14 protein-coding genes are annotated in these 12,762 nt (G+C 43.9%); 5 read left to right on the top strand and 9 right to left on the bottom strand.

The features are described from left to right. Positions 1 to 10: 10 nt before the first annotated feature. From rplB to ASUC_RS02355, 8 genes are all read right to left on the bottom strand, one after another. Positions 11 to 832, bottom strand: a complete 822-nt coding sequence (gene rplB, locus ASUC_RS02390; protein WP_012072222.1) for a 50S ribosomal protein L2 — start codon at positions 830 to 832, stop codon at positions 11 to 13. Positions 833 to 852: 20 nt separating this feature from the next. Next, the gene (rplW, locus tag ASUC_RS02385; RefSeq protein ID WP_172435798.1) at positions 853 to 1,155 is read right to left on the bottom strand and encodes a 50S ribosomal protein L23; all 303 of its coding nucleotides are present in this window, start codon (positions 1,153 to 1,155) and stop codon (positions 853 to 855) included. Continuing rightward, positions 1,155 to 1,760: a 50S ribosomal protein L4 gene (rplD, locus tag ASUC_RS02380; protein WP_012072220.1), complete on the bottom strand. Its 606-nt coding sequence runs from the start codon at positions 1,758 to 1,760 to the stop codon at positions 1,155 to 1,157. The genes rplW and rplD overlap by 1 nt, the downstream gene beginning before the upstream one ends. Positions 1,761 to 1,775: 15 nt before the next feature. Beyond that, on the bottom strand, positions 1,776 to 2,402 hold the full coding sequence (gene rplC / locus ASUC_RS02375; protein ID WP_012072219.1) for a 50S ribosomal protein L3: 627 nt from the start codon (positions 2,400 to 2,402) through the stop codon (positions 1,776 to 1,778). 16 nt (positions 2,403 to 2,418) lie between these two features. Beyond that, a complete protein-coding gene (gene rpsJ, locus ASUC_RS02370; protein ID WP_001181005.1) occupies positions 2,419 to 2,730 on the bottom strand; it encodes a 30S ribosomal protein S10 in 312 nt (103 codons plus the stop codon). A gap of 262 nt (positions 2,731 to 2,992) precedes the next feature. Then, positions 2,993 to 3,508 carry an MltR family transcriptional regulator gene (locus tag ASUC_RS02365; protein ID WP_012072218.1) on the bottom strand — a complete coding sequence of 172 codons (516 nt, stop codon included), beginning with the start codon at positions 3,506 to 3,508 and terminating at the stop codon, positions 2,993 to 2,995. Positions 3,509 to 3,593: 85 nt separating this feature from the next. Beyond that, positions 3,594 to 4,742 (bottom strand): mannitol-1-phosphate 5-dehydrogenase, encoded by a 1,149-nt coding sequence (locus tag ASUC_RS02360; RefSeq protein ID WP_012072217.1) that lies wholly within the window; start codon positions 4,740 to 4,742, stop codon positions 3,594 to 3,596. An 86-nt stretch (positions 4,743 to 4,828) separates the two neighbouring features. Continuing rightward, on the bottom strand, positions 4,829 to 6,718 hold the full coding sequence (locus ASUC_RS02355; protein WP_012072216.1) for a PTS mannitol transporter subunit IICBA: 1,890 nt from the start codon (positions 6,716 to 6,718) through the stop codon (positions 4,829 to 4,831). A 350-nt stretch (positions 6,719 to 7,068) separates the two neighbouring features. On the opposite strand from ASUC_RS02355, the gene ASUC_RS02350 reads away from it, so the two are divergent. Next, positions 7,069 to 8,460 (top strand): chloride channel protein, encoded by a 1,392-nt coding sequence (locus ASUC_RS02350; RefSeq protein ID WP_012072215.1) that lies wholly within the window; start codon positions 7,069 to 7,071, stop codon positions 8,458 to 8,460. 60 nt (positions 8,461 to 8,520) lie between these two features. Here the strand turns inward: ASUC_RS02350 and ASUC_RS02345 are convergent, their stop codons facing one another. After that, entirely contained in the window at positions 8,521 to 8,778 is a 258-nt protein-coding gene (locus ASUC_RS02345; protein ID WP_012072214.1) for a DinI-like family protein, read from the bottom strand. A 197-nt stretch (positions 8,779 to 8,975) separates the two neighbouring features. Here ASUC_RS02345 and gltS point away from each other — a divergent pair, with 197 nt between their 5' ends. From gltS to rpoH, 4 genes are all read left to right on the top strand, one after another. Further along, on the top strand, positions 8,976 to 10,184 hold the full coding sequence (gene gltS, locus ASUC_RS02340) for a sodium/glutamate symporter (protein ID WP_012072213.1): 1,209 nt from the start codon (positions 8,976 to 8,978) through the stop codon (positions 10,182 to 10,184). A 104-nt stretch (positions 10,185 to 10,288) separates the two neighbouring features. Then, a complete protein-coding gene (gene murB / locus ASUC_RS02335; protein ID WP_041834597.1) occupies positions 10,289 to 11,314 on the top strand; it encodes a UDP-N-acetylmuramate dehydrogenase in 1,026 nt (341 codons plus the stop codon). Between the two features lie 21 nt (positions 11,315 to 11,335). Further along, positions 11,336 to 11,650 (top strand): DUF2322 family protein, encoded by a 315-nt coding sequence (locus tag ASUC_RS02330; protein WP_012072211.1) that lies wholly within the window; start codon positions 11,336 to 11,338, stop codon positions 11,648 to 11,650. Positions 11,651 to 11,808: 158 nt separating this feature from the next. Then, entirely contained in the window at positions 11,809 to 12,654 is an 846-nt protein-coding gene (gene rpoH, locus ASUC_RS02325) for an RNA polymerase sigma factor RpoH (RefSeq protein WP_012072210.1), read from the top strand. Positions 12,655 to 12,762: the final 108 nt, after the last annotated feature.

Raw genomic sequence — 12,762 nt, 5'->3', positions numbered from 1 at the left:
ATTAAATTTATTATTTGCCACGACGACGTACGATATATTTATCAGTACGTTTGTTGTGACGAGTTTTCTTACCTTTGGTCTGAACGCCCCAAGGAGTTACCGGGTGTTTACCGAAATTACGGCCTTCACCACCACCGTGCGGGTGATCTACCGGGTTCATTGCTGTACCACGAACTGTCGGACGGATACCTCTCCAGCGATTAGCACCAGCTTTACCCAGCACACGAAGCATGTGTTCGGAGTTACCGACCTCGCCAATCGTTGCTACACATTCAGCTAACACTTTACGCATTTCACCTGAACGTAAACGTAAAGTCACATAGTTACCTTCACGCGCAATGATTTGTACGTATGCACCTGCAGAACGAGCGATTTGACCACCTTTACCAGGTTTTAACTCAACGTTATGCACAGTTGAACCAACCGGAATATTACGCATTGGTAGTGAGTTACCAACTTTAATCGGCGCATTTACACCGGCTTGGATTTCATCGCCTACGGACAAACCTTTAGGTGCCAAGATATAACGGCGTTCACCATCTTTATAAAGCACCAAAGCAATATTCGCAGAACGATTCGGATCATATTCAAGACGCTCAACAACCGCTGGGATATCTAACTTGTTACGTTTGAAATCGACTAAACGGTAATGTTGTTTATGTCCACCACCGATATGACGAGTAGTGATACGTCCTAAATTATTACGGCCACCAGTTTTAGATTTAGTGTCTAATAATGGCGCGTAAGGTTTGCCCTTGTGTAATTCAGGGTTCACGATTTTAACAACGTGACGACGACCAGCGGAGGTCGGCTTACATTTAACGATAGCCATAGTTATTTATTCCTCCGTTATTACTCTGCTGCACCTTCAACGAAGTCAAGTGATTGACCTTCTTGAAGAGTAACATAAGCTTTTTTCCAGTCACTGCGGCGACCCATTTTATTACCGCGGCGTTTGGTTTTACCTTTAACAACAACTGTACGAACTGAATCTACTTTCACTTCAAAAAGTTGTTCAATTGCGTTAGCAATGTCAACTTTGTTTGCATCTAATGCAACTTTGAATACGATAGTATTTGAAGTCTCTGCGTTGTTAGTTGCTTTTTCAGAGATATGTGGTGCTTTAAGCACTTTTAGCAAACGTTCTTGTTGAATCACGCTAACATCTCCTCAATTTGTTTCACTGCATCAACAGTTACAACCACTTTATCGAAAGCGATTAGGCTTACGGGGTCGATACCTTGCACATCACGTACATCAACTTTGTATAAGTTACGTGCAGCTAAGAATAGATTCTCATCTAAGCTTGCAGTGATGATAAGAGCGTCATTTAACGCCATATCTTTTAATTTTTGTGCTAATACTTTAGTCTTTGGCGCATCAATTTCAAATTTTTCAACAACCACCAAACGGTCTTGACGAACTAATTCGGAAAGAATGCTTTTGATTGCACCACGGTACATTTTTTTGTTCACTTTTTGGCTGTGATCTTGTGGTTTCGCCGCAAAAGTGATACCGCCTGAACGCCAGATTGGTGATTTGATATCACCGGAACGAGCACGGCCTGTACCTTTTTGACGCCAAGGTTTTTTACCTGAACCAGACACTTCAGCACGAGTTTTTTGAGCGCGTGAACCTTGACGAGCACCTGCCGCATACGCAACAACTACTTGATGGATTAACGCTTCGTTAAACTCACGTCCGAAGGTAGTTTCAGAAACAGTGAGTGCGTTGTTCGCACCTACAACTTGTAATTCCATCTCTATCTCCTAGACTTACGCTTTAACTGCCGGTTTTACGATAACATCACTATTAGTTGCGCCGGGAACAGCACCTTTAACTAATAATAATTTACGCTCAGCATCAACACGAACAACTTCAAGTGATTGAACGGTTACACGTTCGGCACCTAAGTGTCCGGCCATTTTTTTACCTTTAAACACACGACCCGGAGTTTGGTTTTGACCAATAGAACCAAGTACACGATGTGATAAAGAGTTACCATGTGTAGCATCTTGGGTACGGAAGTTCCAACGCTTAACACCACCTTGGAAACCTTTACCTTTAGAAGTACCGGTAACATCAACTTTTTTAACATCCGCAAAGATGTCAACGTTAATTTCTTGACCTAAAGTGAATTCTTCACCTTCAGTACGAAATTCCCATAAACCGCGACCAGCTTCAACACCTGCTTTCACGAAATGACCAGCTTCAGGCTTAGTTACACGACTTGCTTTTTTAGAGCCAGTAGTAACTTGAACTGCAGTATAGCCATCGTTTTCAAGAGTTTTAACTTGAGTTACGCGGTTGGCTTCGATTTCGATAACGGTAACTGGAATGGACACGCCGTCTTCAGTGAAAACGCGGGTCATACCAACTTTACGACCGACTAAACCAATCATTGTAATAACCTCTTAATTAACCTAGGCTGATCTGCACGTCAACGCCGGCAGCCAAATCTAAACGCATTAATGCATCAACAGTTTTTTCTGTTGGCTCAACGATATCAACTAAACGTTTGTGCGTACGAATTTCATATTGGTCACGCGCGTCTTTATTCACGTGTGGCGAAATTAATACAGTAAAACGTTCTTTACGAGTTGGTAAAGGGATTGGACCACGAACTTGTGCACCGGTACGTTTAGCTGTTTCTACGATCTCCGCAGTAGATTGATCGATCAAACGATGATCAAAAGCTTTTAAGCGGATACGGATTCTTTGGTTCTGCATTAGACCAGAGCTCCAATAAAATTTAGCTATAAAAAAACTGACACCATCGCCTTTAACATCTTAATAAAGGGAAGTGCAGCAGACCTATTTAGTTCCCTGATCGGGAACATTGTTATAGATTACTTATCGTAATCTTACGTTTAATAAATGATTACATTAAACGACTTTCATCTCGAAAGTCCGCAAATTATACTGAGTTATCCGTTAAATGCAAGCCTTTTCTGAAAAAAACGCTCAAAATTCCGACCGCACTTTTTATAAATTATAAAGGACTTTCCACTTGTAATTGTTGATAAATTTCCGTAACCGTCAAAATCAAGCAAGAACGCACCAGTTTTTCACGGCGTTGAATTTTCACTTGTCCCACTAACGAATCCGGCGCTTCCGTCATTTCATGTTGCGGCAACATGGCTTTGTCTTTGAACAGCTTTAATTTATGAGTAAATGCGACGATCAACTCATCGGAAAAATGATATTCCCGACTGTCTTCATTCAGTTTGTCTTTTAGCTGCATGAACGCCGAAATATCTTCAAACGCTTCTTGGGATAAAACGCCTAACCCTAACAATACTTTGAGCCGAATACTTAAAGCGGCCAACGGGCCCGAAGTTTCAAACAAGCTGTCGATTACCGATTTCACGGCAAAATCATTTTTGCGAAAGACCCGATTAATGAGCAGATCCACCAATTCGTCAAAGATTGCTACGCTTGCCGTCACAAATCCACGAATAGACGGTACGTCATTGAGTTTTTCATAGATAGGATCTTCCGATACCACAATAAAATCCTTTACAAAAATGAACACAACTGAAAAGTGCGGTTAAAAAAATAGTGTTCTTTCCGACCGCACTTTGCCTCTGAAATTATTGTGCGTTATATGTCGCAACAATACGCTCGATTACCGATTCATCCTCTAATTCGGTATATTTTCTCAGGGTCGCCGCCACACCGCTATCGGCAATAGATTTCGCCAACTCTAACGCTTGCGGATCATGTTCGTTACGATAGGAAAGCGCAATCGCAACGGCGCGAATCAAATTATCATTCGGTAAACCGTATTCCAGCGTGCCGCGCAACGGCTTAATCAAACGATCGTTATAACTTAACTTACGTAACGGTTCGCGACCCACACGATCCACATCATCCACTAAGAACGGATTGGCGAAACGTTTTAAGATTTTTTCGATATATGCCGCATGCGCCTGCGGATCAAATCCATAGCGCTTAATCAACACCGCACCGCTCTCCTGCATAACGGATTTCACAAAGGCTTTCACTTCCGCATCTTCAATGCTTTCTTTTACGAATCGATACCCCTTGGACTTACCGTAATATGAGGTGACGGCGTGTCCGGTATTCAAGGTAAATAATTTTCGTTCGACAAACGCCATCAAATTATCCGTTTGTTCCATGCCTTTAATATCCGGAACGGTACCTTTAAACTGGGTTTTATCCACTATCCATTCGCTGAATTCTTCAACCGTCACCAATAACGGATCGTTCGCATCAGGCTTAACCGGTGGCACAATTCTATCAACTGCGCTGTCCACAAAACCGATTAATTGCTCAACTTGATCTTTTACCGCCGGATTTAAATGCGTAAATACTTGCTCTTTTAAGAACGTTGTACCGCGCACCATATTTTCACAGGCAATAATATTTAGCGGTTTAGTATTACCACCCGCTAAACGTGCTTCTAACGCTTTCGCCACTGTACCGGCAATGATTTTTAGGACATTAGGACCAACCGCAGTCGTTACTAAATCCACTTCGTTAAATAACGTGACAATCGCAGCCTCATCCGTTGAATTCACACCGGAAACATTGTTAACCCGTTCAATCGTATTAATGCTGTCGCCTACGATTTTCACACCATAAGTGCGGTTAGTTTTCAGCAAATTTATAACGGATTCGTTTACATCTGCAAAAATCACTTCCACACCGCTGTCCGCCAGTAATTTACCGATAAAACCCCGTCCGATATTGCCGGCACCGAAATGTAATGCTTTCATATTATTTCCCTTTGTAGGATGGGCTTGTTAGCCCACCGAATTATTGAAGTGAGAAAAGGTGGGCTAGCAAGCCCACCCTGCGCTAATTATGCTTTTAACAATTCCAGAACTTTATTTACATCGTTAGTCGAGGTCAGTAATTCAATCGCTTCATCGCTGTCCAATGCGTTCGTAATTGCCGATACGACCTGAATATGTTCGTTATTGCGAGCAGCGATACCGATAACCAGTTTGGCCACGCCGTCTTCTTCATCCGTAAAACGAACACCTTCAGGATATTGACAAACCACTACCCCTGTTTTAATTACAGCATCTTTCGCTTCGATAGTTCCGTGCGGCACCGCAACCCCTTCTCCTAAGTAGGTGGACACCAATTTTTCTCGCTCAAACATCGCATCGACGTAACTTGGTTGAACAAAACCCGCTTTCACTAATTGCTCGCCGGCAAAACGGATAGCATCAAATTTATCATTCGCTTTTAGACCTAAGAAAATCTGTTCCGGCATTAAACTGAATGTCACCCCGGTTTCTTCTGAACCGTTGCCTTTCGATGTAGCGACCGCCGCCTCCGTACCGCTTTCTTCGTCAAAGCCGGCTTTTAAGTCATTTACTAAGCCGTCATAGAATTTATTATCCAGGAAATTAGTCAACGAAAAATGCATTGCGTTCGGCACTTGTTTTTTTGCGCGTAACGTTAAATCTTGATGAGTAATCACCATCCGGGCATCGCTCGGCAAGTCATTAATTGCGCAGTTAGTTACCTCAATCGGCAAACCCGCATCTTTCACTTTTTTACGCAGCATACTGGCGCCCATTGCGCTGGATCCCATACCTGCATCACAAGATACGAAAATTTTGCTCAACCCTTTATAGTCGGTTACCGGTTGCTGTGCCGCCGCACCGCCTTTCATCGCTTTAGAAACGGCCTGCGCTTCTTCCAAATCCCCCACATCTTCTTCTTTTTGTAATTTCACAAAGAAAGCGGCGATAACAAAAGACACGGCACAGGCGGCAACCACGGATGAAATCACCCCCAGGAACGAGGCTTTCGGCGTCATCGCTAACACGGCAATAATTGAACCCGGAGACGCCGGCGCCTGTAACCCCGCATTAAATAAAACTAAAGTGAAGACACCGGTCGCGCCGCCTGCGATCACCGCCAAAATCAAACGCGGATTCATTAATACATAAGGGAAATAGATTTCGTGAATACCGCCGAAGAAGTGGATAATCGCCGCACCGCCGGAAGTTTGTTTGGCAGAACCTTTACCGAACAACATATAAGCGAGTAATACCCCCAAACCCGGCCCCGGATTCGCTTCAATCAGAAAGAAAACGGATTGACCGAATTCTTGGGATTGCTGAATCCCCAACGGCGAGAACACGCCGTGGTTAACCGCATTATTCAGGAATAGAATTTTTGCCGGTTCCACAAAGATAGAAGTCAACGGTAATAAATTATTTTGTACTAATACGTCAACACCCGCCGCTAACGCTTGAGATACCGATTTTACTACCGGGCCGATCACCCAGAAGAACAAAATCGCTAAAATCATCCCGATAATACCGGCGGAAAAATTGTTAACCAACATTTCAAAACCGCTTTTAATCTTACCGTCCGCCCATTTGTCGAAACGTTTAATCGCCCAACCGCCGGTCGGACCGGCAATCATGGCGCCTAAGAACATCGGAATATCGGTACCGACGATCACACCGGCAGTGGTAATCGCCCCCACAACCGCACCGCGGTCGCCGCCGGCTAACTTACCGCCGGTATAACCGATTAACAACGGCAATAAATACGTTACCATCGGACCGACTAATTTAGCCAGTTCCTCATTCGGCAACCAACCCGTCGGGATAAAAAGCGCGGTAATAAATCCCCACGCAATAAATGCGCCGATATTCGGCATCACCATATTTGACAAAAAGCGTCCAAAACTTTGAACCTTCAATTTTGCATTTGCTGATAGCATATCGCTTTCTCCATAGAACAGAAAAGACTGTGTTTTTGATGCGCAAAAAATAGCACAGCTGTCTTCAAACAAAAAATTTTTTCATTTGAAAATGTGAACTGGATCACAAAATATTTTTTAGGTTCATTTTTTAAAATGTGATCTTGATCACATTTTTATATTTACTCGCCATTTTTTGTGATCCAGATCACAAAAGTGCGGCCATAAAAATATTGTTTTTAACTTTATAGTTGATTGATAACAACAGCGCTGTAAAGCAGTCCTGTAAATAAAAAATGTGAAGTTTTTTCACCGCACTTTCGTCTTTCTCGGTATAATTTTTCCCATTCATACTATCTTTATTCCAAATTATGCAACATCATTCTTCTGTTAGAGCCGGATTTCGTTATATTCTGCACAAAAAATTGCGTCAGACTCACCGCATTTCTCATAAAACCATCGAATTCACCTGTTTGCTGATCGGGGCAGCCCTTGTGGCGCTGTTTTCCTTAGGATTTGCTAAGCTGGCAGATTTAGGGTTGGAATGGAATACGCAATGGGCAACCCGCTACCCTATCGCCGTTTGGTTTGTATTACCGTTCGGTATGGCGGCGCTTGCCTGGTTTACCCCGCGTTATACACCTTATGTCGGAGGCAGCGGTATTCCACAGGTTATCGCTTCGCTCAGTCTGCCTCACGGTGCACAAAAAAGCCGATTGATTACTTTTGGACAAACGCTGTGGAAAATTCCGCTCACATTTTTAGCCATGCTTATCGGCGCTTCCGTCGGACGTGAAGGACCTTCCGTTCAGGTGGGCGCGGCAGTGATGTTGGCGTGGGGTAATTTATGTCGTCGTTACGGCATGGCATTCACCGGACTTAATGCCAACGAATTAATGGCTGCCGGTGCGGGCGGCGGTTTAGCCGCGGCTTTTAACGCGCCGTTGTCCGGGGTAATTTTTGCGCTGGAAGAATTAGGACGCGGCATCTTATTACGCTGGGAACGGCGCGTATTGTTCGGTGTATTTGCCGCCGGCGTCATTTTGGTCGTTATTGAAGGAAATAACCCTTACTTCCCGCAATATCAAGGAGCAACATTAGTTAACAATATGTTGTTATGGGTATTGTTGTGCGGAGTAATATGCGGGATACTCAGTGGAATTTTCGCACGCCTTTTGGCAAAAGGCATTGCAGGGGTATCTCCGACATTTTTACGCGGTTGGGTGCGCCGTCATCCGGTTATCGTGGCACTGTTTTTGGGAATAATTCTCGCCGCGCTCGGCACTTATACCCACGGACAAACCTATGGCACGGGTTATCATGTGGTTGCCAACGCTTTAGCAGGAGAAGTTATTCAACCCGAATCCCTCGGCATTGCTAAATTATTTGCCACCGTCAGCACTTACTGGACAGGTATTGCCGGTGGCATTTTCACGCCGTCTCTCACCATCGGCGCCGGAATCGGTGCACATATTTCGGCGTTTACTCAGGGATTAATCGACCCCCGCCTGTTGGTTTTACTATGCATGGTCAGCTTTTTAGCGGGCGCGACCCAATCCCCGCTGACCGCCGGTGTAATAGTTATGGAAATGACGGGTAGCCAGCCGATATTAGTCTGGTCATTAATCGGCGGTTTAATCGCCTCTTTCGTTTCCCGTCAAATTATGCCGAAACCGTTCTATCATTTTGCCGCCATGCGGTTCCGTCAACGAGTGGTAGAAGAAAGCAAGAGCAATTCCGAAAACAACACCGCTACGGTATAAAGCTATAAATCTTCAAAGTGCGGTCGGAAAAACATTATTTTTTCGACCGCACTTTTGCCGTTACGCCATATCCGACAAACCGTCATCCGTCCACAATTCTTCCAGAAACCGCATAAAGCGTTCTCGTTCTTCCTTATCCTTAAATCCTGTCACTTCTACGCCGGCGGCACTGGAAAAGCGCACTCGCACATTTACTTCCTTAAAAACTTCACTAATCCGCTCCGCTAAGCAGGTTTCCAATTGCGTTATTATTACCGCTTGTTGTGCGGCCTTTTGGCTGTCCCGCTCCTTGACAAATTTAATATCCAACTGTTTCATACAATCACTCCGCCGCTAGAAACTGATTTTATATACATAAAAAATTAACAAACACTTATTGTACTGTCAATATATAATGAATAAATAATCAGTTATTTAAAATGTAAATAGAATAACAAATGTGTTCTACTGGCACGCAATCGTTTTTTCTGTTAGATTGAACGTTTATTTTTATTAGATACTCCCAAAGGATGTATATGATTTTTGATACTTATGAAACCCTGGCTCTTGCCTGTTTGGTTTTATTATTAGGTTATTTTTTAGTCAAACGCATTCGCGTGTTAAACGAATTTAACATCCCGGAACCTGTTGTAGGCGGGTTTATTGTCGCTATTTTATTAACGGTAGTGCACGAGCTATGGGGAACCAGTTTCGGGTTTGATAAAAACTTACAAACGACCATGATGTTGGTTTTTTTCAGCTCTATCGGTTTAAGTGCGAATTTTGCCCGCTTGGTAAAAGGCGGCAAACCGCTGATTGTGTTCTTGATCATTGCGGCGGGGCTTATCTTTATTCAAGACTCCGTCGGTGTTTTCGGAGCCATGGCATTAGGATTGGATCCCGCTTACGGTTTAATCGCCGGTTCGGTAACGCTAACCGGAGGACACGGAACCGGCGCTGCCTGGGCGGATACGCTGAGCAAGCAATTCGGTATTTCCAGCGCAATGGAAATTGCCATGGCATGCGCAACCTTCGGATTGGTCTTCGGCGGGATTCTCGGCGGTCCGGTGGCAAAATTCCTGTTAAAACGTATGCATAAAGACGAAGTGGCGGAAGACGAAAATATCGACGATGTGGAAGAAGCCTTCGAGAAACCGGTTTACCGCCGTAAAGTGAATACGCGTACCATCATTGAAACCATTACTATGATGTCCATCTGCCTATTCGTGGGCCAGCATCTGGATATGGCGGCGAAAGGTACGGCATTTCAATTACCGACTTTCGTTTGGTGTTTGTTTACCGGGGTGATTATTCGCAACAGTCTGGCTCATATTTTTAAATTCAAAGTAGCGGATGAAGCGGTGGACGTATTGGGTACGGTAGGATTATCGATTTTCCTTGCTATTGCCCTGATGTCACTGAAATTATGGGAATTAGCCGGCTTAGCCTTACCGATTTTTGTCGTCTTAGTCTCACAAATTATCGTTATGGTACTATATTCCGTTTTCATCACTTATCGCGCCATGGGTAAAGATTACGACGCCGTGGTATTGAGTGCCGGTCACTGCGGTTTCGGACTGGGCGCAACACCGACCGCCGTCGCCAATATGCAAGCGGTTACGGCTCATTTCGGTCCTTCTCATAAAGCGTTCTTAATCGTACCGATGGTCGGGGCGTTTTTTATCGACTTATTAAACGCTACCGTACTGAAAATCTTCCTAATAATTGTCAATTACTTCCATTAACTCCGGATTAAGACCGCCAAAGTGCGGTCATTTTCTCTAATAATTTGCGTTCATGAAAAACTATCGTTAGACTAACGTTTTCTTTTCCCCAAATGAGAAATACTATGAAAAATCTCCTTTCATTCAATACTTTCGGGATTGCGGCCAATGCCAAGAATATCGTTGAAATCACCGAATTATCGCAATTGCACACTGCCTGGCAAAATGCGCGCGACGTCGGTCAACCTGTTTTATTTTTGGGACAAGGCAGCAACGTACTGTTTTTAAAGGATTTCCGCGGAACGGTTTTAATTAACCGATTGCAGGGGATTGAGCACAAAGAAGATGCGGATTTTCATTATTTACACGTTAACGGCGGAGAAAACTGGCATAATCTGGTAGCGTGGTCGCTGGAGCAAGGCATTTTCGGACTGGAAAACCTCGCCTTAATTCCGGGCTGCGCGGGTACGGCACCGGTACAAAACATCGGTGCTTACGGCGTAGAATTTAAAGATGTCTGCGATTATGTGGAAGTATTGGATCTTGTTCAGAACAAAATCTTTCGGTTAACCAAGGCAGAATGCCGATTCGGTTATCGCGACAGCGTATTCAAGCACCAATATAGCGGTGATTTTATGGTGATTGCCGTCGGTTTAAAATTAGCTAAAAACTGGAAACCGGTACTGAAATACGGAACATTAAGCGAGCTTGATCCGAGTGCGGTCAGCGCCAAAAGAATTTTTGACGAAGTATGTGCTATTCGCCGCGCCAAACTGCCGGATCCGCAACAAATCGGTAACGCCGGCAGCTTTTTTAAAAATCCGATTGTCACGGAAGAACAATTCCGAATATTACAGGCAGAATACCCTGCCATTCCTCACTATCCGCAAGGTGACGGCTTCGTCAAACTGGCGGCGGGCTGGCTCATCGACCAATGTCATCTGAAAGGTTATCAATTAGGCGGTGCGGCGGTACACGAAAAACAAGCGTTAGTCTTAATTAACAAAGGCAATGCCACCGGTTCCGATGTAGTAGAACTCGCCCACCATATTCGCCAGGCGGTAGCGGCAAAATTTGATATTTATCTTTCACCGGAAGTACGTTTCATCGGTGAAAACGGTGAAGTTAATGCGGAAAACGCTATCGGTTAGTAGTAAAAGAGAAGTAAGAATATGAATTTCAATACGATTTTAGAAACCTTACCAGGTATCGATCATTTGAGCGGTTTAAATGTTTTAAACGGAGAAACGGTAATTCACCACATTCCCGCCGCTCCTGGCAAGTTAGGTTCGCTGCGGGTTTATTATGCGCTTGCGCAAAAATTCGATGCCAAACTTGACCGCACTTCCGCCGAAAAAGGCTTGGAACTGTTTGCAGAACATACTGTCGATGCTAAAATTCATCCCGGCAAACATCCGAATATCGATTTACTAATGGACGTCATTGCGGAAAACGACTGCTATCTATTACAACCGCTGACGAAATAAGCAGTTGCGAAAAACATACAAAAACATGATAATTCATCTGAACTTTTTCGCCGGATATACAGTCTTATTTAACATAAAATTGAAAGTGAAATTGGTGCTTTCGATTTTTTATGTAATAATCAGATGACGCAGTTCATCAAGAACTAAGAAGGAAGATAATGAATAAAGAAGCTCAAATGATGTTAGTCCCGCAAGGTAATCTTGAAGGTTATATCCGTGCCGCCAACGAATATCCTATGTTGACTGCGGAACAGGAAAAAGACTATGCAGAGCGTCTATACTATCAGGACGATTTAGACGCGGCTAAAGCGTTGATCCTGTCACACCTTCGTTTCGTCATTCATGTGGCGCGCGGTTATGCCGGATACGGTCTGCCGCAAGCGGATTTAATTCAGGAAGGAAATATAGGTTTAATGAAAGCCGTACGCCGTTTCAATCCGGAAATGGGGGTACGTTTAGTATCATTCGCCGTACATTGGATTAAAGCCGAAATTCACGAATACGTGTTGAAAAACTGGCGTATCGTCAAAGTCGCGACCACCAAAGCGCAACGCAAATTGTTCTTTAATTTGCGTAAAACCAAACAACGTTTAGGCTGGTTCAGCGAAAATGAAGTGGATTTAGTGGCTAACGAACTCGGCGTATCCAAAGAAGATGTGATCGAAATGGAAAGCCGTATGACCGGTGCCGACATAGGTTTTGATTTGCCGGCAGACGACGCCGAAGAAGAAACTTTTGCACCGTCAATGTATTTGGAAGATAAAAGCTCAAACTTCGCGGCCGAACTGGAAAACGAAAATTTCGAAACTCAAGCAGTGGATCAGTTAACCGTCGCCATGGAAACGCTGGATGCTCGCAGCCAAGACATCATCAAAACCCGCTGGTTAGATGAAAATAAAGCAACGCTCCACGACTTAGCGGCGAAATATAACATCTCTGCCGAACGCGTCCGCCAACTTGAAAGCAATGCATTAAAAAAACTAAAAAGCGCGGTCAATTTTTAATCCGTTTTAAATTCACTAAATAAAGCAGCGTTCATCGCTGCTTTTTTATTATTGAGCCGTTTTTAACAGCGATTCGTTTTATACGGAAAAATTGCTATTCATAGCAAT

The sequence above is a fragment of the Actinobacillus succinogenes 130Z genome (genome assembly GCF_000017245.1).
In the GTDB taxonomy this organism is placed as follows: domain Bacteria; phylum Pseudomonadota; class Gammaproteobacteria; order Enterobacterales; family Pasteurellaceae; genus Exercitatus; species Exercitatus succinogenes.
Note: the sequence above shows the minus strand (reverse complement) of the source record. Positions and strands in the feature narration are given on the sequence as shown.